This is a genomic window from Flavobacterium sp. LC2016-12 (assembly GCF_015351595.1).
GTDB lineage: Bacteria > Bacteroidota > Bacteroidia > Flavobacteriales > Flavobacteriaceae > Flavobacterium.
Map to the genome: position 1 here is coordinate 56,519 of NZ_JADKPT010000008.1, position 20,865 is coordinate 77,383.

Below are 20,865 nucleotides of genomic sequence, written 5' to 3' on the forward strand. Positions count from 1 at the left end.
TGGCCTTTCCGTGGGGAGAGCAGGATTCGAACCTGCGAAGTTCACACAGCAGATTTACAGTCTGCCCTCGTTGGCCGCTTGAGTATCTCCCCGATCTCAGCATTGATGCGCTTTGTTGTTCTAAGCGGTTGCAAATATATAAACGTTTTTGATGTTTACAAACTAAAATCGCACTTAATTTTAAGTTATTTTTCAATTAATTTTTAAGTTGTTGGTATTGAATAAAATAAAAAAGTCTCAATTAGAGATTTTTTTTTGATTCAAACGGAATGTTCTCCTTATTTGTCGAAAAGGAGGACTGTTTTTGCTCATAATTTACGAATTCATAAGTCTCAAATTAGTGTTTTTTTCCTGATGTATCCCGTACAAAAATTACCAGAAATTAATTCAATTTGAAATTTAGTAGTAATTTGTTCTTCTAAAAAATATAGATTCTAAAAATGCACGTCCAGATTAAACAATCTTTTTTAATAGTGATTTCTTTGTGCTAGTTTGTTTATCTTGCTGTAGGCGGACGTTATTTAATCCTTTAGAGTGAATTTCTTTTAAGAAGTAACAACATTCATTTAAGTTGTTTTAATTAATTTACAATTCATAGGCAGGTATTAATAAAAACAAAAAAATCTCCACCAGGGAGATTTTTTTATTATGCTGAGTATATGTTCTTATTTGGCTAAAAGCTCTAAAATTTTCGCTCTTAATTCAGGACCTCTTAAGTCCTGAGCAACTACTTTTCCTGATGCATCAAGAATAAAAGTTGCCGGTATTGATTGAACTCCATATTGTGCAGCAATTGGTTCGTCCCAAAATTTTAGGTTCGAAACATGTGTCCAGGTTAAACCATCTTTTTTGATTGCTTCTTTCCACTTGCCAGCTTCTTTGTCTAAAGAAACTCCAATTATATTTAATCCTTTAGCGTGTAATTCTTTATAAATAGCTACAACATTCGGATTTTCTTTTCTGCATGGTCCACACCATGAAGCCCAAAAATCAACAATAGTTACTTTTCCTAAGCTTTCCTTAAGTGAAACTACTTTGCCTTCAGGATTTGGAGCAGAAAAGTCTGATCTTCATTTAGCGCTGCCAACTGGAGGAGCTGTTGCACCAACCGCAGGCATTTTTGCTTGACCTATTTTAGATTTTGCTTCTTTTCCAGGAGTAGTATTTTTTAACGACTCATCTAATGAGTTGTATAAGCTTTCAATTTTCTTAGTATCTGCTGTAGGATCTTCAGACATTCCCTTAACGATCAATACAGAGATAAAAGATTTTGGGTGACTTTCAGCGTAAGCAACATATTTCTTTTTAGAATCTGCCTGAACTTCAGTTTGAATAGTCATGTATTGTTTCATCAAACCATTGATAGTTGCTGTATCTTGAGCTTGTTGAGCTTGTTGCATTTTCTGAGTGTTATTTTTCTGAAAATCGATTAATCTCTTTTGAGTTTTTTGTAGCTCATCATTAAATTTTACATACTCATCATTGCTGTAAGTACCTGCAATTTTAGTTTTGTGAATACTGTCTTTATCAATTGCAACTGTAATTTCACCAGTTTCTAAGATGAAAGGAATTGGTCCATTTGCATCCTGAAGAATTAAAGTATGAAAAGCTGGTTCAGTTACTTTTCCTTTTATTTCAAATTTTTCGTTTTCAACTTTTACTGTATCAAGAGCAACATTCATTTTTGTTGTTGGATCCTGTCCTTGAAGAATGATTGTTTTTCCGTTTGCGATTCCTTTTGCAGTTCCTGTAATAAGGTATTCTCCGTCTTTAACTTTGCTGCATGACATTATCGCAACTGAAGCGGTAAGTAAAAAAAATATTTTTTTCATTATAAAATTAATTAGTTAATTGATTTGTGCAACAAAAGTATCTAAAAATATAAAACATAAAGAATTTTGTAACCTAAAATTTTGTTATAGTTTTTTTAGCTTCAACTGTCATGTTTTCAGGATGTTTACTGGATTTAATTGATTTAAAACTCTTAATTTTATGCTTATTTAAACTCAAACTAAGCAATTTTCTGATTTTTAAGCATAAAAAAAGCACTCTGTAGACAGAGTGCTTTTAGGTGTATTTTAGCGTAAAACTATTCTTGATTTGTTTTCTTTCTCCATGTGAAAGAGTTCAAAATGTGTCTTTTTGCGAATCTTCCAGGAGAATCAGCGTTAACCATTTTCACGTAAGTTGCTTTAGGAACACTAATGTATTCGTAAACACTTCCATTAGAGAAATCGATAATTAAACGACCTTCAACAAATTTATAATCTGTAATTGAACAAGTTGAAATCGTTTCAGTATATTCTGGTAAATTTGCTTTAATCGTTTCAGGATTAATACTTACCAAAAAGTGATAAGCCTCAATAATCGCTTTACTTTTTTCTTCGGCTGCTTTTAAACCAGCATCATCACCTTGAAATTTATCAGGATGAGCTTCTTTCATCGCATTACGATAAATGGTTTTCAAATCTTTTAACTCAGCAGTTTTGTCTACGTTTAGTAACTTGCGGTATTCAACTATTTTTTTCATAAATAAAAGGTAACTTATTGTCTATTAGTTTGAAATGAGTGTTTTTTACTTCAAAACGACAAATTTTTTGCAAAGGTACACTTTTTTTTAACTTTTTAGTTTTAAGGCAAAAAATATTATGAAAATATGTAAAATGTTAGAAGTTAGATGTTAAACGTTAGAATGTTATGGTGAATTGATAAAGGATAATTCCGCAAGTGCGCAAAGTTTTTTTAATCATACAGTCTTTAGTAAACCGCAAAGTTCGCAAAGCTATGGCTATAAGCTTTGCGAACTTTGTGTAAACCTTCGGGAACTTTGCGGTAAAATGTCAAAGCTGCTCTATTCTTATTTCAAACCTGAAACCTGAAACCTGAAACAATTTTTATTTATTCTCCGATTTATGATTTGCCTTATCAAAGTTTTTAGATTTCTTTGGATATTTATCATAACTAATATCGCTTGGGTTCTCGATTACAGATTTAATGGTAACCCAGTCTCCAAGATTAAAATTTGAATGTGCTATTTTGTAATCTAAAAGATATTCCCCACAAAAATAATTGTTGTTTTCATCTTTTTCGATGATACCGGTATAAACTCCTTTTTGGGGCATTTTTTCTTGTGAATCCTTAGACATAACTTTTAAATTTAAAATTGATGCAGCAAAGTTAAGCATTTAATGTTTGTTTTAGGGAGTTCGCGACAATCTGAGTATATTTGCATATGCAAAAAAACTTTAAGCCACATCCAAATTCATTTAAAAATACTTTTTGTGTTTTTCATGAAGTGCTTCCAGATGCAATTGAAGGCTTAAAAAAACAATTCGAAAGTAAAGCTGGAAGTACCTATTATTATAGTGAAGCGGGAATGTACAGAGTTTCGAATCATTGGGGAAGATTAGCCAATAGTAAATGGCGTTTGATTGCAAGGGAACCGGAAACGCCTTCGAAAACAAAAATTGGTTTTGCCGCCTGGAGCGAATTCCATCCGGATAATGCCGAAGAAAAACTATATTATATTGAAGCTGATTTTGAAAAGAACACAGTACTCTATCAGCATAAAAATAATTTGGACTATGATAAAAAAGCGATTCTGAGAACGAGTTTTGAAACAACAAAGCGGATCAAACAAATCAGAAACCTGCAGCAGCTGACTTCCTGGGCAAAACATTTTGATGAAGATATTGATATTTTGAGAGAAAGGATTATAACAGAATTGATTTATACCGAGAAAACTTTAGAAGAAATTAAAAGAGAAATATAATGGGACGCAACAACGAAAAGAACATCAAAGCACACAATGACAAATTGCACAAAGCCCAGAATAAAAAGAAACAGGCTGAAGTTGCACGCAAGGAAAAGCTGAAAGAAATTGTAAAAAAGTTTAACGAAGATAATAAGAGTAAAGAGTTTAAGTTGTAAACAAACTAAAAAAAAACTTAAAACTTTAAACCTGAAACAAACAAAATATGAATAGTAAATTCGACGATTTAAAAGTAAGTGTGCAGGAAATAATTGATTTGATCGCTGCAAAACAAGACAGAGAAGCCAACAACAAATTACTTGATGTAAGTGATGTTTTAGATGAAATGCTGGATCATGCTGAAGAAGATGAAGAATTAAGAGAAATCAGCAGATATCAGGTTTTATTGAATCAGTTGCATGTGAAGATAAATGGAGAAGAAGCAGTTGATGGAGAATAAAAAGTGTTTTTGCGATACTGGTTTATGGTTTGATGATTGTTGTGGATTATATCTTCAAAAAAATCAGAAAGCATCAACTGCATTGGCTTTAATGCGTTCAAGATATTCGGCTTATGCAACTCATAATGCCGATTATCTTATGCAAACAACTCATATTTCAGAAAGAGCTTATTATTCAAAAGCTGAAATTTTAAAATGGGCGACTTCAAATAAATGGCAAAAATTAGAGATTTTAAGTTCTTCAGATGAAACAGTGGAGTTTAAAGCCTATTTTATGGATTTAAATAGTAAACCTCAAATTCATTATGAATTTTCTACATTCAAATTTGAAAAGGGTTCCTGGTATTATGTTGACGGAAAGTTTGAATAATTGACAGAATTTGTCTCGATTTCAACTGCTTTCACCTCGATATTTTAACTAAAAATTAATAAACGTTTCTTTTTTCGTAATTCTAAAAAGCTGTAATTTTAGAACTATGAAAAACGAATTTAAAAAAGGTTTTTATTTTAAGTCGTACGAAGCCCCATTTCAGTCTCCGTTTGAAAAACTTTTTGGTATTTTCAAAGAGCTTATCACCCATACTTCGGGCGATTTTGATGAAGCTGTAGACTGGCTTCGGGAACTAGATAAGGAATATAAACTGACGGACGAGAACTACACGATCGATGATTTTATTGAAGATTTAAAAAAGAAAGGTTACATAAAAGACGAAGCTAAACCTGATGGCACAGCTGGTTTTGGAATTACTGCTAAAACAGAACGCGCCATCAGACAACAAGCCTTAGATCAGATTTTTGGTAACTTAAAGCGCTCCGGAAACGGAAATCATAAAACGAAACATGCCGGAAACGGAGATGAACATACTGGCGAATTCCGTGAATTTAATTTTGGAGATGGTTTAGAGCGAATCGCTTTAACTGAAAGTTTGCGTAACGCACAAATCAATAATGGTGTAGAAAGTTTCATGCTGACCGAAAATGATTTGGTTGTCGAAGAAACGCAATACAAAGCTCAAATGAGTACGGTTTTGATGATTGACATCAGTCACAGTATGATTTTGTACGGTGAAGACCGAATTACGCCTGCGAAAAAAGTGGCAATGGCGTTGGCGGAATTAATCACAACACGTTATCCTAAAGACACGCTTGATATTTTAGTTTTCGGAAATGATGCCTGGACGATTCCTATTAAGGATTTGCCTTATTTGCAAGTTGGGCCATATCACACCAATACGGTTGCTGGGCTTCAATTGGCAATGGATATTTTGCGAAGAAAACGAAATACCAACAAACAGATTTTTATGATTACCGATGGAAAACCAAGCTGCGTTCGTGAACGCGACGGGTCCTATTATATGAACAGTAACGGACTTGACGAATACATCGTGGACAAATGTTATACCCAGGCACAGCAAGCCAGAAAATTACACATTCCGATTACGACTTTTATGATTGCAAATGATCCGTATTTACAGCGTTTTGTGAATCATTTTACAGAAGCCAATCAGGGAAAAGCATTTTATACCGGATTGAAAGGTTTGGGCGAAATGATTTTTGAAGATTATGAAACGAATAGGAAAAAACGCGTTCGCTAATTTTAGGTTCTAAGATACTAAGATTTTAAGGTGCTAAGATTTACATACAACGAATATCGTAGAGACGCACAGCTATGCATTTTTACAAAATACTAAAAAACAATAACTGATATTTCATAAAATGGAAATAAATACTATAAAAACACTCGGTCAATTAAAGGCTGCAGGATATAAGAGCATTAGCATTAAAGATGAATTGCGAAATAATCTTCGTGAGAAAATCAAATCGGGAACACCTGTTTTTGAAGGTGTTCATGGTTTTGAAAATACGGTGATTCCGGAATTGGAACGCGCTATTTTATCGCGTCACAACATCAATTTATTAGGACTTCGAGGTCAGGCTAAAACCAGATTGGCTCGTAAAATGATCGAATTACTAGATGAATATATTCCGTTTGTTACAGGGTCTGAAATTAATGACGATCCGTTAAACCCAATTTCGCGTTTTGCAAAAGATTTAATTACTGAAAAAGGAGATGAAACTCCAGTTTCATGGTTACACAGAAGCGAACGTTTCTTCGAAAAATTGGCTACACCAGATGTAACAGTTGCCGATTTAATTGGAGACGTTGATCCGATAAAAGCAGCAAATTTGAAATTATCTTATGCAGATGATCGCGTAATTCACTTTGGAATGATTCCGAGAGCGAATCGTTCTATTTTTGTAATCAACGAATTACCCGATTTACAAGCTAGAATTCAGGTAGCATTATTTAATATTTTGCAGGAAGGCGATATTCAAATTAGAGGTTTTAAATTGAGAATGCCGTTGGATATGCAGTTTGTGTTTACAGCAAATCCGGAAGATTATACCAATAGAGGAAGTATTGTAACGCCTCTTAAAGACAGAATCGGTTCTCAAATCTTGACACATTATCCGGAGAGCGTTGCCATCGCCAGAACAATCACAGAACAAGAAGCTAAATTAGACGACACACAAAGTGAAATCGTTTATGTACCAAGTTTGGCGAAAGATATTTTAGAGCAAATTAGTTTTGAAGCGCGTGATAGCGAATACATTGATAATAAGAGCGGTGTAAGTGCGAGGATGAGTATTACGGCTTACGAGAATTTAATCAGTACAGCAGAACGCCGTGCCTTAAAAGCCGGAGTTGATCACACCATTTTACGTCTGTCTGATTTCATCGGAATTATCCCGGCAATTACTGGAAAAGTAGAATTAGTTTATGAAGGAGAGCAGGAGGGAGCAGCTGCGGTGGCCCAGAATTTAATAGGATCTGCTATCCGAACTTTGTTTTCTGATTTTTTTCCGAAAATTGAAAAATTAGAAAAACCAGGCGAAAAAACACCATACTCAGATTTAATAGAATGGTTTTTTGCAGAAAGTGGTTTTGAATTATTAGACGATGCTTCAGATGCTGAATATAAAAGTATCTTGGATGAAGTAACACCGTTAGAGACTTTATTGAAGAAATATCAGCCTCAGTTAGATAAAAAAGACCAATATTTCATGAAAGAATTTATATTATGGGCTTTGGTTGAATATAAAAAACTAAGCAAAGATCGTTTTGCGCAAGGACATCAGTTTAAAGATATGTACGGAAGTTATATAAGTAAATTATAAGTTGTGAATTGTTAATTATGAATTATAACTTTGCGTAGAAATAAACCCGATAGCTTTTGAAAAGCTGTCGGGTTTTTTATTTATTGAAAATAAACCCGTTACCAGTTTTATTTCTTCTACCTTGCTCCGTTGACTGTATTTGCAGTCTTTCCCAAAAACAAAATGGAAGAAGGTTTTGAAGATTTGATTGCAAGTTATATCGAAAATAAAGTAGGTATTTCGGAGCATTTTTTAAGCAGGGAATTAGCAGATAATCTTAAACAAAATCTACTCGATTTAAACCAGAGAAGTTTGTTGTCTGAAGCTGGGATAGGTAATTCTGAGAAGCTGTCATACGACGGCGCCATTAGAAGTGATTCGATTTATTGGTTAGATAAAAAACATAATAATGTTTTCGAAAATGAATTCTTTGCACAAATTGATGCTTTCATTATTTATTTGAATGAAAGCTGTTACGCCGGAATCACGGGTTATGAATTTCATTATTCATTATATGAAAAAGGTGATTTTTACCTAAAACATTTAGATCAATTCAAAAATAATCCTAGTCGGAAATATTCTATGATCAGTTATCTCAATAGTAATTGGCTGGAAAGCGATGGCGGAGAATTGATGATTCATCAGGAAAATAATAATCAAAAAATTTCGCCTACTCAGGGCAAAACCGTTTTCTTTAAAAGTAATGAATTGGTTCATGAAGTTTTGGTTACTCAAAATACCCGAATGAGTATTACAGGTTGGCTGAAAAGTGATTAATTTGGAAATTATAAGCTAGAGAAGTGCTATTTTTGCATTCAAAATTTAGTCTATGTTATTCCTTATTCTTAGTATTCTTTGCAGTGTAATTGTTGGGGTTATTTTTAAAATGAGCCGAAAGTTTGATACTAATCCAGTTCAGATTGTAGCATTCAATTACGTGACAGCATTGGCACTTTGCTATTTTACTTTCAGTCCCAAATTAAACGAAGTTGATGTAACAGCACCATGGAACATTTACATAGCCATTGGAATATTATTACCAGTCGTTTTTCTGTTTTTAATAGCTTCTATAAAACATATGGGAATCGTAAAAACAGATGCAGCACAGCGTTTATCTCTTTTTATTCCAATACTTGCAGCTTGGTTTATTTTTAAAGAAGAATTTAATTCCTATAAAGTAATCGGACTTGTGATTGGCTTTTTGGCACTTTTGTTTATCCTAAGAAAACAATCTGAAAATGCAGAAAATAAGTGGATTTATCCAGCCGCAGTTTTAATAGGTTTTGGAATAATAGACATTCTTTTCAAACAAATTGCACTATACACGACATTACCTTATCCGACATCCTTATTTGTTGTTTTTGCGATCTCCTTAATAATCGCTATTGGAATTGTACTTTTTGGAGTGATCGTCAAAAAAGAAAAACTCACCCTAAGAAACATTCTTTTCGGAGGTTTTGTAGGACTGTTTAATTTCGGAAATATATTATTTTACCTAAAAGCACATAAAGCATTTTCAGAAAATCCGTCAACTGTTTTTGCCGGAATGAATATGGGTGTTATTATTTTAGGGAGCCTAGTTGGTCTGTTTTTTTTCAGGGAAAAATTATCTAAAATTAACTTCATTGGTATCTTTTTAGCCTTAATTGCGATAATTTTTATCGTTATTTCGCAATTTTAGTAAATTTTTTCTGTAGCCTAATTCCTTTATTTACAGCTCTTTTAAAATTAAGTTTCAATTTATTCAAAATAAACTCTACTAATTCTATAGAATTTAAGAAATATATTTATAAATTTGTCCCAACAATGAAATACTCTAGTCAAAATATCATTCAGGTCATGTGTAGCATCACGTTGTGTTGCATGAAAACCTATGCAATGAAATGGCGTTAATAGAAAATCACTTGTTAGTTATTTTTTTTTTTAGCCTTTCATGCACCAATGAAAGGCTTTTTTTAGAACTATTAAAAAATAAAGAAATGAGACCAAATAGAAATACGAATATTATGATGCAGTGTTGTCTGATAAAAATTCCATGTTGTCGAATGCGATGTTGGAGATAAAATTGACGTTTTTCTTGCTGTAAGTAAGAGCGTCTTGAAAAACAGAAAAATACAAATCAAATATTCAAATTTAAAAGATATACACTATGAGCACAGAAATAATTAAACAGAACCCCTTTCAATCGATGATTGATCGTTTTAATATCGCAGCCGATATTCTTAAGCTGGACGAATCAATCAGGCAAAAACTGCAACGTCCGGAAAAACAAATCGTGGTTAATTTCTCGATTGTGTTAGATAACGGAAACGTTCAAAATTTTGAAGGATATCGTGTTATTCACAATACAGCTTTAGGGCCATCAAAAGGCGGAATTCGTTATGATACTGGTGTAAATCTGGATGAAGTAAAAGCATTGGCAGCCTGGATGACCTGGAAATCGGCTGTTACCGGAATTCCTTTTGGCGGAGCAAAAGGCGGAATTATCTGTGATCCCAGAAAACATTCTAAAGCAGAATTAGAGAAAATTACAAGAGGATATACGAAAGCATTAGCTGATATTTTTGGCCCTGAAAAAGATGTTCCTGCGCCAGATATGGGAACTGGTCCAGACGAAATGGGCTGGTTAATGGATGAATTTTCATTAGTTCATGGCAAACCAATTCATGCTGTAGTAACTGGTAAACATTTACATTCCGGAGGATCATTAGGAAGGGTAGAAGCAACAGGTAGAGGTGTGAGTATTATTACATTATTAGCCCTTCAAAAATTAAAATTAAGACCGGCAAGATCTACTGTCGCTATTCAGGGCTTTGGAAACGTAGGATTGCATTCGGCTTTGTTTTTATACGAAAAAGGATTGAAAATTGTTGCGGTTAGTGATGTTTCAGAAGCTTTTTATAATCCAGAAGGACTTAATATTCCAGAGTTAATTTTGTATTACAATCTAAACAATAAGAATATTAAAGGTTATCCGAATTCGGTTGCCATTAAACATGAAGATTTGTTATTATTAGATGTTGATGTATTAATTCCGGCAGCGAAAGAAGATGTTATTACACAGAAAAACGCCGCTGATATTAAAGCTAAAATCATTGTTGAAGGAGCGAACGGACCTGTTTCCTCTGATGCAGATAAAATATTGCATGATAATAACGTTTTGGTTGTTCCTGATATTTTAGCGAATGCCGGTGGAGTTACGGTTTCTTACTTTGAATGGCTTCAGAATTCACTTTTAGAATCGTGGAGAATTCATCAGATTAATACCCGCTTAGAAGATATTTTGGAAAAAGGTTTTGAAACAGTTTTTAGAATCGCTTTAAAACATAATGTGACGCCAAGAATTGCAGCATACATTATTGCTTTGCAAAAAGTGGCAGATACACAATCCGTGAAAGAGGTAGCATTAGATGCTCCGAAATTCAAGCAGAATTAAATATTGGTTTGGGAGAAAGATTTTTTATGTATTGAGATCGTTTTTGGTTAGTAAACGAAATTAATTAAGTAAAAATATCTTTTTCTCTTGGTTTATAAATGACTTTCTTCTTTATTAAAAAGTACTTTTTAAAAATGAAACATATTAATTTTCTTGCCTTTGCAATGCCTGCTTTTTTCCTTTTTTTGTTTTTGGAATATAAGCTGGCACAACGAAAAAAGAGACCTGAGATTTTCAATTATGAAAGTTCTGTTTCAAATATTAGTATTGGTATAGCCGAGAGGTTAATTAATCTTTTTATCTCCGCCAGTTTTTATCAGTTGTATTATCTGATTTATGATAATTACAGACTTTTAGATATTCCGGCTAACATTTTTGTTTGGTTTGCCTTAATTCTCGCTACCGATTTTGTTTGGTATTGGTACCATAGATTAGGTCATGAAGTCAATTTTTTCTGGGCCGCACATATTGTGCATCATCATAGCGAAGAATTTAATTTTACGGCTGCAGCCAGAATTACCACTTTTCAGGCTGTTATCCGAACGGGATTTTGGTGTGTTTTGCCTTTTGTTGGTTTTCATCCAACAATGGTAATTACGATGTTGATTGTTCACGGAGCGTATTCTTTTTTTACGCACACGCAGCTTATTGGCAGCATAAAATGGCTGGAGTATGTTTTTGTAACTCCTTCTGTCCATGGTATTCATCATGCTTCTGACGAAAAATATCTGGATAAAAATTACGGAGATATGTTTACTTTTTGGGATCGTCTTTTTGGAACTTTCCAGGAAGAAGAAGAAAAGCCAAAATACGGATTGACGCATCCGTTAAAGAGTTATAGCTTTTTATGGCAGCACTTTCATTATTATTTCGAAATTTATGAATTATGGAAACGTTCCAAAGGTTTTAAAGCCAGATGGAAAGCCGTTTTTGGAAGTCCCGCACATATGGATCAGGATATTCGGCCAGCGTTGGAAAAGCGTTTTTTACAAGACAAAGAGAATCCGCACCAACGATTGAAATTTCGAAATTATCTCTATATTCAATTAGGAGTTTGTACTTTGTTTTTAACTGTTTTTACTTATTATTTCGAGTATTTAAATGGCTTCGATAAAGCTTTTGTATTGTTATTTATTCTTATTACACTGGTTAATTGCGGTGCTTTATTAGAACAACGAAAATGGATATATTATCTGGAATATGCACGTCTTTTTATGATTTCAACTTACTTTTTATATGAGGAAAATTTAACGGCATTTTTCTTTGTTCCGTTAGCAATTATGATTTTTGCTGAGCAGTTGTTTTCGTTAAGTAAACGCTATCAAAATATAATTTTGCAGTTAGAAACTTCGGAATAAATTATTAGCCACGAATTCACGAATTAAAATATATTGAATTAGGTTTTGGCTACTAAGAATTGCACAAATTTTTACTAATTGTTTATTAGTGAAATAAAAAAATAGCCACGAATTCATGAATTTATATTTAAATAATTAGTGAATTCGTGGCTATTTTTTTTCGGATTTTAAATCGTCTTAATCGCCATAATCTTCTCCTCAAAAGTATCTTTAAAATCTGATTTACTTTTGATTCTTGTTTTATAGGTGTAAATGGTAGCTACAGAAAGTTCCAGGAATTCTGCCATTTGATTGCTGTCCTGAATTCCCAATCGATACAAGGCAAAAATTCTGAGCTCTGTATTTAAAAGTTCTCCTTTTTTAACGATGCATTTGTGATCATTTGGAAATAAATTATTAAAATCGGTCACGAAAGTAGGGAACAATTTCAGGAAGATTTCATCAAATTGATGAAACAGATTTTCGCGTTCTTCCTTTACATTGTAGCGTTTCAAACTCGCAATAACTTCATCTGTTTTTTTGGTAATGATTTTATGAAGCGTACTTTTCTGAATATGATCTATTTTATTAATGAACGCCGATGTTGCCTTAATAAAATAGGTAATATATTCTTCTTTGATAGCATTGGCTTCACTCAGGCTAATATTCATTTCCTGAAGTTGTGCATACGACGAAGCCATTATTTTTCGGGCTTTATTTCTTTCCTTTAATTGTTTAAAAATGATAATCAGAAACAAAACAATAATTAAGGTAAGAATCGTCAATAAAATAATGATTCTCTCGAGTTTATCATTTTTATCTTTTACGTTATTCAATTGTGCTTTCTCAATAATCGGTAAAATCGTGGAAATCTCAATTTTTCGATGTCTGGCATTATAGAAAGTAGCATCATCCATCGCGATATTGATGTATTCGTTGGCTTTATCCAGATAACCCATTTTAAAGAGTTCATTGGCTAAATTCCGAAGTGCAACCGTTTCTTTGGTCGCATTTTTAACATCAGCAATAGCGGCAAGTGCCAGATAATAAATGGCTTTTTTAGTATAACCTCTTTCCGAATAAATATAGCCGAGGCTTGAAGTTGCAATTCCGTAATAATCAGATGGTAATTTGTAATTGTTGATCCAGTAGCTAAAGGCAAATTCTGCACCACGCCAATCCTGTTGTTTTAATCTTTTTAAACTTTCGGCAGCCCAATATTCATTGGTATTGGTTCCTATAAGTTCTAAAGCCTTTTTCAGGAAATGATTTCCTTGTTGTACATAATGAATATTAAAACGCTGATCTTTATTATAATCGGCTAGATCATAATAGGCGCGGGCTTTTATAGAATAATATTCGAATTTATTTTTTTGATCAAGTTTCTGGTCATCAATTACGTTCAGAGTATCAATGGCTTCTTTAAAAAGTCCAGAAGAGAGTAATACGAAACCTTCCTTAATTCGGCTTTTAGCCAAATATTTAGGATCTTTTAAAACAATAGCCTTGACTTTTGCTTCTTCTAAATAATAATAAGCTGAGTCATATTTGAATGATTTATACTCGTCAAACAATGACATATAGGTATTATAAAGCTGCTCATTGTTTTGACTTACAATAAATTTTGAGACGTCTTTTTTTAGAGCTTCAATTTTACGGTACTTCTGTTTTAAGTAAATATCTTTTTTAAGAAGCACTTTATCTAATTCTTCCAGAACGGGATTTGTCTCTTTCGCAGTTAGAGAAAAACCGGCAATGAAAAAAAATAGAATGAATATTCTTTGCATAGTTAGTTTTGGTTAAGGGTAAAATTCTTTTTGGTTTGTTGAGTTAATTCGTTTTTTAATTCAGGATAAATAATTGACAGTTGATGATCTAATAGCTTTTAGAAGATGGTAATTCTCTTAATAACAAAGCTATAAAATTTAGATCATTGAACAAAAATAAGATCTAAATGTTAAAAGTAGTCTAATAATTTGCAATTATACAATAAAAAGCAATAATATATATGTATAGTGAAAAAAATATAGACTTTAATTTGCATATTGTCATAAATACCATTATTTATATGCTATTTTTTATCTCAACAGCATCTTGATTTTTGTAAATACAAAAATATTTTAAAATATTGATTTATAATGAATTAGGTTGAAATTTATTTCAATTCCATCTTGATTTTTATCAGATATTTTTTTTTAGGTTTTTTTAACATCTAGCTTCGTTGTGTCCTTTTAAGGGATAAAAAAACTAACAAACAAACCACAAATTTATGAGATGTAAAAGTATTTATTGGTTAGCTGTTATAATGTGTCTATTTGCCATTGGCTGTGACAGTATTGATGACGGAAGCTATGTTGATCCGATTACCATTTATGAGAAAGTAAACGGAGATTGGGGATTAACAAATTTGAAAATGGTTGATGAATCTGCGAAAGCAAATGCCATCGAGCCAAGTGAAGAAAACTTGAGTACGTACTTTAACTACGAGGATTTTAAAATCAGATTCAGCGTAGACGAAAAGAACCACCCAACAAGTTACGAGGTTATGGGCAATGTACCTTCTTTATTTGCACCAAAAGGATATTGGAGATTAAGCTCTGATTTTCAACAGACAAATGCCAGTGCAGTAAGAATTTACCTGTACAGCGATGCTCAAAAAACACAAAAAACAGATGAACTTAGATTAACATCAGTTCCGGGAAGCAACGACGAAATGGAATTTCAGTTGGTGCATTCTTCTAGCGGAACTCCTTTTGTGTCTTATGTATTTAAATTAAATGCTATTAATTAAAAGTAATATGAAAAAGTTTATATATACAATTTTACTTGCCCTTTTGATGGCGCCTAATTTTATTCAGGCACAAGAAGCCGCCGGAGCTGTAGGGCCTATATCATCATTTCCGGTAGTTTATAAATACGATGAACAGGTGACGTGGTATTTTGATATGTCAGGATCCACTTTTGCAGAAAACGAAGATCTATATCTATGGATGTGGTCTCCATCAGAACCGGATGCAGGAAACTGGGAAAATTCATCAGATTTTGCAAAACTGAAATATGAAGGAGATAAAATATGGAGTTTTACATTAACGCCAACTGTTTATTTTTCTCAAACCCCAGATCAAATTGCGGCAAGCGCGGGATTTTGGTTTCGTTTAAAAAACAAAAACGGATCAAAGCAAAGTGATGTTGCTAATGTAGCTTATACTGATTTTTCGTCATTTTATACGGCTAATGAGTTAATTAGATCTTATCCAACAAAACCAACCATTGACAAACCAGTTAGTATTTTATTTAATTCAAACTTAAAAGACGGTTTTAGCGGAGTACCCAGTGTGCATTTTCATAGTGGTTTAAATAATTGGGCCGTTTTGCAGGAATATCAGGCATGGATTCCGGAAGTATCTGAAAAAACAAAATTGAAAGATCTTGGAAATGGTTTTTACAGAATGGATTTGATTCCACAGGAATATTATAATACTGAACCAGGTTTTGTTATGGAAAACATTACTTTTCTGTTCGTGGCAAAAGACTGGACTACTAATTCTGGCGATCAGATAATTTACGCTGGAGAATATACTCCGCCACCGCCACCAGTATTTAGATTCTTTCCTTTACAAATCAGTCAAAAAGATTTCCTTGGAATGTCACGTAAAAATAACGAGTCGGGCGTAAACAAATTAATTTACACGATTAACGCAGGCAGTAAAGTAATTTCAGGTGAATTTTCCGGAGGAACTGCCGAGATAAAAGGATTTGTCAATTTGGTTTCTGAGCTTAACGGAATTCCTGGCCTAACTGAAATTCATGTTTTGGTAAAAGACAATAAGGACAAAACAATTTCGGATACCACGATTCCTCTTAAAACTTTAGACAAATAATTCACTATCAAATTAAAACATCATTATAATGAATAGTAAAAATAAAAAAATAGTCCTGCAGCATCTGTGGACTACTAAAACTGTGGTATTCATGATTTTCATGCTTTTTCTTTCGGCAGGAATGTTTGCTCAGGAAAAAAAGCAGGTTTCAGGTACCGTTTATGACAATACAGGAACTGTATTGCCGGGCGCTTCTATAATCGAGGTGGGCACTAAAAATGCCACCACAACAGATTTTGACGGAAGATTTACTTTGTCTGTAGCCGTAGGAGGTTCGATTGAAGTTTCGTTTATAGGAACAACAACTCAGAAAGTACAAATTACATCGGCAACAAAGGCTAATATTGATGTTCGTTTACCAAACGATGGTTATCAGTTGGCAGAAGTACAGGTTGTTTCTGTTGGATATGGAACACAAAAGAAATCAGATTTAACGGGAGCTATTTCAACCGTTAAAGCAGACGATTTAGTAAAAGGAACAATTTCTTCTACAGAGCAGGTTTTGCAAGGAAAAGTAGCAGGTTTAAATGTTATTCGTCCTTCGGGAGATCCTGCAGCTGGTTCTACTTTACGTTTACGTGGAGGAACTTCCTTAACAGCTAGTAACAGTCCGTTAATCGTTGTTGATGGAATTGCAGGCGTTGATATCAATGTGGTACAGCCTTCTGATATTAAATCGGTAGACGTTTTAAAAGATGCTTCGGCGACAGCCATATATGGATCAAGAGGAGCAAATGGAGTTATCATTATTACAACAAAATCGGGTACAAAAGGAGTTTCGGTTACCTACAGCGGATTATCAAGTTTTGGTTATGTGAATGATAACTTAGATCTTTTATCAGCAAACCAATGGAGAGGTTATGTACGTCAAACCGGAAATCAGGATGCAATTGATTACGGAGGAAATACAGATTGGCAAAAAGCAATCGAACAAACGGCTATTTCACAATCGCACACTTTAAGTATAAATTCTGGTAAAGCAGACAGTGGTTTCAGAATGTCACTTTCATACTTAAATAATGAAGGTGTTATTAAAACGACAGGTTTAGAAAGATTAAGCGGAAACGTTAGTGGATACCAATATCTTGGAGATAATAAAGATGTAAAGTTTGATATGGGCTTATTTGCCAATATCGACAAATGGCATCCATTAGATTACAGAATTTTTGAGCGTGCTTATAATTTAAATCCAACGATTCCGGTTTATGATGCCAATGGCGAATTTACATCGGTGGGAGGAACAATTTATGAAAATCCGGTTGAAATTTTAACCAACAGAACTGTTGATAATGAAAGACACAGGCTTTTAGGATATTTTAAAACTGAAGTTAAGTTTTTAAATGATTTCACGGCTGTTGCTAATATTTCATTAGAACATAATGCAGTTCAGGGAAGCCAATACAAGCCAACTTATGCTGTTATGGAAGGAAGAACTGAAGATGGTTACGCTCAAAAAACGTATGCAGAATATACTAACGCACAAGGAGAATTGTATGTGAATTACAATAAAACTTTTGGAAAACATACCGTTAGTGCTTTAGGCGGATATTCTTATTTGGAGAATATTTATGAAGGTTTTGGAGCGCAAAGAAGTGGTTTTGTTTCAGATGCTTTTAGTTATAACAATTTAGGAGCAGGATATAATTATCGTTTGGGCGATGTGTATTCTTATAAAGGAAAATCGAATCTGGTATCTTTTTATGCTCGTGCTAATTATAGTTTTGACAGCAAATATTTGTTTACTGCAACAGTAAGAAGAGATGGTTCCAGCCGTTTTGGAGAAAACAATAAATGGGGAACTTTTCCATCAGCTTCTGCAGCATGGAGAATTTCTAACGAAGAATTTATGAGTTCTACAAAAGAGTGGTTGGGCAATTTAAAATTAAGAGTAGGTTACGGAGTTACAGGAAATCAGGATGGAATTGGTGAATATAAATCGCTTTCAATCTTAGGAGTTGGAAATGATAGTTATTACGATCCGGTTACGCAAACCTGGAGTTTAGCTTATTCTCCAAAACAAAACCCGAATCCTGACTTAAAATGGGAATCTACTAAACAATTAAATATTGGTGTTGATTTTACCTTATTTGACCGAGTAACAGGATCATTCGAGTATTATTCAAAAACAACAGACGATTTGTTATACACTTATGAAGTGCCTCAGCCTCCTTATTTAGTAGGAACAATGTTGGCAAACGTTGGTGAAATGTCAAATAAAGGAGTTGAGCTTACACTGAATGCAGACATCATTAAAGGAGATAAATTTTCATGGAACGCCAATCTAACTTTAGGGCATAACGTTCAGAAAATTGAAAAACTATCGAATACAACTTATGAAACTGATGTTATTTACAGCGGATCTTTACACGGATTATCTGGTATGTCAGGACAATATTCTCAAATTATTGCTGAAGGATATCCAGTTGGAACTTTCTGGGGATTCAAAAATGCAGGACTTGATGCTGATGGTAAAATTCAGTACTACAATGCAGCCGGAGCTGTAGTGGCAGAAAGTGCTTTAACAGATGATGATAAAACAGATTTAGGAAATATTCAGCCAGATTTGAGTTTAGGAATTGGAATGAATTTTACTTATGGAAATTTTGATTTGGGTGTTTCGGGTTATGGAATGTTTGGCCAAAAAGCATTAAATGCAACCAATATGATGTTGAATGATCCTAACAGATTACCAGCGTACAATGTTCCGGATGATTTCTTAAACAGCGGTCTTACTTCATCTCCAAAATATTCAGATTATTGGATAGAAGATGCGTCTTTCTTCAGACTTCAAACACTTTCAGTGGGTTATACTTTGCCTTTGAAATCGAAATCATCAAAGTTCAGAGTTTATGCTATGGGAGAGAATCTGTTTGTAATTACAGGTTATAAAGGTGTAGATCCGGAGATTGGTTTAAATGCACAAGATGGTCAAGATCAAACAGGATTGGCAGCACCTGGAATCGATAAGTACAATAATTACCCGCGACCAACTACGATTTCTGTTGGTTTAAATTTTACGTTTAATAATTAAGCGATTAACTCAAAAATAGAACAAATGAAAATCAAAATAACAGCAGCATTATTAATAAGCATGCTCTTTACGATATCATCATGTACCGATTTAGATGAACAACTATATGATAGAGTAGAAGATGGGAATTTTGGAAATACTCCCAAAGAAATTGATGCATTAGTTGGAGGTGCGTATTCTTCATTAAGAGGATTTGCAGATGGGATATCAAATAATTATCCAACGTGCGAGTATGTATTCTTTTTAAATGAAACGGTTTCTGATGAAGCTACTATTCCTACCAGAGGAACAAACTGGTACGATGGCGGACAATATCAGGATGCACAAAGACACACCTGGAAAGCAGACAATCGTATGATTCTTTCAGCTTGGCGTTATAATTATACGGGAATTGCAAAAATCAATTCAATCATTTATCAAATAGATAAATCATCATTGACAGATGCAGCAAAAGCTCCCATTTATGCTGAATTAAAAGCCTTAAGAGCATATTACTATTATAATCTTTTAGATTTATTCGGAAATGTGCCAATTGTAACCAATTTTGAAGATACAGCTTTACCATCAAATTCTACCCGTAAACAAGTGTATGATTTTGTGGAAAAAGAATTGTTGGATGCTATTCCGCATTTAACGGCAAACGTGGTCTATTCTAAATTTACAAAAAATGTTGCCTATTCTCTTTTGGCGAGATTGTATTTAAATTCAGAAGCTTTTATTGGAACGGCTCGTTGGCAGGATTGTATCGATATGTGTCAGAAAGTTACAGGATATACTTTGGCACCTGATTTCTTTGCGAATTTTGCAACTGAAAATCAAAAGTCACCTGAAATTATTTTTGCTATTCCTTATGATTCAAAAGCAGGAACAGTTGGAAACTATATGTCATCAATGTCTTGTCATTACTTGCATAAACTGACACTTTCTCCAATTGGAGATTATCCTTGGAGCGCGAACGGAATGTGTGCACAGCCAGGAGTGTATTCTGCTTTTGCTGACACAGACAAAAGAAAAAAATGTATGGTTGCCGGAGATCAGATCAATTTAGCAAACGGGCAGGTTATCGTTATGGATAACGGAGAACCTTTAACGTATACAGAAGAAGTAACAAGTGTTGCTGATGCTAAAGAAAATGAAGGTGTTCGTTTGGGTAAATACGAAATGAAAGCGGGAGAACAATGGGAACGTGATCATGATTTAGTTGTAATTCGTTATGCCGAAATCTTGATGATGCAGGCAGAATGTTACGTTCGTTTAGGATCTGCTGATTTGGCAAAACCATTTCTACAACAAGTTACAGCGCGTGCCGGAGAAGAAATGCCAGCAACAATAGATCTTCATTTTATTGATCAGGAATTGCTTAAGGAATTTACTTTTGAAGGAAGAAGAAGAACGGATAATATTCGTTTTGGAACATTCTTTCTGGAATGGTGGGAAAAAGGGACAACAGAAAAATACAGAGCAATTTTCCCTATTCCAAGCACTGTTTTAACTACAAATAAAAACCTGAAACAGAATCCTGGTTATCCTCTGAATTAGGTTATTAAATGTCAGTCTTCCATGTTGGTTAGTCGTGGAAGGCTGACATATTTTTAATGTTTTTTTAAACACATAGAAAACATAGATTTTGTATTTAAAAATTAATAAAAAAGAGAATAGAAAGAAACTAGTTTCTAACACATAGCTATGTGTTTTGATGCAAGTGAAACGCCTTCTTTAAGCTATGAAAACTATGTTTCTATGTGTTTAAATAATTGCACAAAGTGAATTGGTAAGCATTCCATATTCTATAAAAAAATAAATAAATCTA

The 20,865-nt window shown here is 33.6% G+C and carries 18 protein-coding genes, 1 tRNA gene and 1 pseudogene; 14 read left to right on the forward strand and 6 right to left on the reverse strand.

Going from position 1 to position 20,865, the window contains the following annotated elements:
* Positions 1–11 precede the first annotated feature (11 nt).
* From IRZ99_RS13840 to IRZ99_RS13860, 5 genes and pseudogenes are all read right to left on the reverse strand, one after another.
* A tRNA-Tyr gene (locus IRZ99_RS13840) sits at positions 12–92 on the reverse strand.
* A 573-nt stretch (positions 93–665) separates the two neighbouring features.
* Positions 666–1,052, reverse strand: a pseudogene (locus tag IRZ99_RS21305) (peroxiredoxin family protein); the annotation flags it as partial.
* A gap of 18 nt (positions 1,053–1,070) precedes the next feature.
* Positions 1,071–1,832, reverse strand: coding sequence for a DUF4369 domain-containing protein (locus tag IRZ99_RS13850; RefSeq protein ID WP_194657830.1), 762 nt, complete (start codon positions 1,830–1,832; stop codon positions 1,071–1,073).
* 257 nt (positions 1,833–2,089) lie between these two features.
* On the reverse strand, positions 2,090–2,530 hold the full coding sequence (locus tag IRZ99_RS13855; RefSeq protein WP_072973585.1) for a KTSC domain-containing protein: 441 nt from the start codon (positions 2,528–2,530) through the stop codon (positions 2,090–2,092).
* Between the two features lie 364 nt (positions 2,531–2,894).
* Positions 2,895–3,146: a hypothetical protein gene (locus IRZ99_RS13860; RefSeq protein WP_194657831.1), complete on the reverse strand. Its 252-nt coding sequence runs from the start codon at positions 3,144–3,146 to the stop codon at positions 2,895–2,897.
* Between the two features lie 86 nt (positions 3,147–3,232).
* Here IRZ99_RS13860 and IRZ99_RS13865 point away from each other — a divergent pair, with 86 nt between their 5' ends.
* The 10 genes from IRZ99_RS13865 (at position 3,233) to IRZ99_RS13910 (ending at position 12,164) form a co-directional block, all read left to right on the forward strand.
* A complete protein-coding gene (locus IRZ99_RS13865) occupies positions 3,233–3,772 on the forward strand; it encodes a hypothetical protein (RefSeq protein WP_194657832.1) in 540 nt (179 codons plus the stop codon).
* Complete coding sequence (locus IRZ99_RS13870) at positions 3,772–3,930, forward strand: hypothetical protein (RefSeq protein WP_194657833.1); 159 nt, start codon at positions 3,772–3,774, stop codon at positions 3,928–3,930. The genes IRZ99_RS13865 and IRZ99_RS13870 overlap by 1 nt, the downstream gene beginning before the upstream one ends.
* Positions 3,931–3,977: 47 nt before the next feature.
* On the forward strand, positions 3,978–4,211 hold the full coding sequence (locus IRZ99_RS13875; RefSeq protein ID WP_194657834.1) for a hypothetical protein: 234 nt from the start codon (positions 3,978–3,980) through the stop codon (positions 4,209–4,211).
* The gene (locus IRZ99_RS13880) at positions 4,183–4,581 is read left to right on the forward strand and encodes a YchJ family protein (RefSeq protein WP_228519089.1); all 399 of its coding nucleotides are present in this window, start codon (positions 4,183–4,185) and stop codon (positions 4,579–4,581) included. Before IRZ99_RS13875 ends, IRZ99_RS13880 begins: the two co-directional genes overlap by 29 nt.
* 106 nt (positions 4,582–4,687) lie before the next feature.
* Positions 4,688–5,806: a VWA domain-containing protein gene (locus tag IRZ99_RS13885; RefSeq protein ID WP_194657835.1), complete on the forward strand. Its 1,119-nt coding sequence runs from the start codon at positions 4,688–4,690 to the stop codon at positions 5,804–5,806.
* Positions 5,807–5,927: 121 nt separating this feature from the next.
* Positions 5,928–7,391 (forward strand): sigma 54-interacting transcriptional regulator, encoded by a 1,464-nt coding sequence (locus IRZ99_RS13890; protein WP_194657836.1) that lies wholly within the window; start codon positions 5,928–5,930, stop codon positions 7,389–7,391.
* 162 nt (positions 7,392–7,553) lie between these two features.
* Positions 7,554–8,147 carry a 2OG-Fe(II) oxygenase family protein gene (locus tag IRZ99_RS13895; protein WP_194657837.1) on the forward strand — a complete coding sequence of 198 codons (594 nt, stop codon included), beginning with the start codon at positions 7,554–7,556 and terminating at the stop codon, positions 8,145–8,147.
* A gap of 52 nt (positions 8,148–8,199) precedes the next feature.
* The gene (locus IRZ99_RS13900) at positions 8,200–9,051 is read left to right on the forward strand and encodes a DMT family transporter (RefSeq protein WP_194657838.1); all 852 of its coding nucleotides are present in this window, start codon (positions 8,200–8,202) and stop codon (positions 9,049–9,051) included.
* A 468-nt stretch (positions 9,052–9,519) separates the two neighbouring features.
* Positions 9,520–10,806, forward strand: coding sequence for a Glu/Leu/Phe/Val dehydrogenase (locus IRZ99_RS13905; protein WP_194657839.1), 1,287 nt, complete (start codon positions 9,520–9,522; stop codon positions 10,804–10,806).
* Between the two features lie 134 nt (positions 10,807–10,940).
* Complete coding sequence (locus tag IRZ99_RS13910) at positions 10,941–12,164, forward strand: sterol desaturase family protein (RefSeq protein WP_194657840.1); 1,224 nt, start codon at positions 10,941–10,943, stop codon at positions 12,162–12,164.
* Positions 12,165–12,331: 167 nt separating this feature from the next.
* Here IRZ99_RS13910 and IRZ99_RS13915 read toward each other — a convergent pair whose 3' ends face one another.
* Positions 12,332–13,930 carry a DUF6377 domain-containing protein gene (locus tag IRZ99_RS13915; RefSeq protein ID WP_194657841.1) on the reverse strand — a complete coding sequence of 533 codons (1,599 nt, stop codon included), beginning with the start codon at positions 13,928–13,930 and terminating at the stop codon, positions 12,332–12,334.
* A gap of 482 nt (positions 13,931–14,412) precedes the next feature.
* On the opposite strand from IRZ99_RS13915, the gene IRZ99_RS13920 reads away from it, so the two are divergent.
* The 4 genes from IRZ99_RS13920 to IRZ99_RS13935 are packed head-to-tail and all read left to right on the forward strand — an operon-like array spanning position 14,413 to position 20,594.
* Positions 14,413–14,934 carry a DUF5004 domain-containing protein gene (locus tag IRZ99_RS13920; RefSeq protein WP_194657842.1) on the forward strand — a complete coding sequence of 174 codons (522 nt, stop codon included), beginning with the start codon at positions 14,413–14,415 and terminating at the stop codon, positions 14,932–14,934.
* Positions 14,935–14,941: 7 nt separating this feature from the next.
* Positions 14,942–16,024: a hypothetical protein gene (locus tag IRZ99_RS13925; RefSeq protein ID WP_194657843.1), complete on the forward strand. Its 1,083-nt coding sequence runs from the start codon at positions 14,942–14,944 to the stop codon at positions 16,022–16,024.
* 28 nt (positions 16,025–16,052) lie between these two features.
* Positions 16,053–19,055, forward strand: a complete 3,003-nt coding sequence (locus IRZ99_RS13930) for a TonB-dependent receptor (protein WP_194657844.1) — start codon at positions 16,053–16,055, stop codon at positions 19,053–19,055.
* 24 nt (positions 19,056–19,079) lie between these two features.
* Complete coding sequence (locus tag IRZ99_RS13935; RefSeq protein ID WP_194657845.1) at positions 19,080–20,594, forward strand: RagB/SusD family nutrient uptake outer membrane protein; 1,515 nt, start codon at positions 19,080–19,082, stop codon at positions 20,592–20,594.
* Positions 20,595–20,865 lie beyond the last annotated feature (271 nt).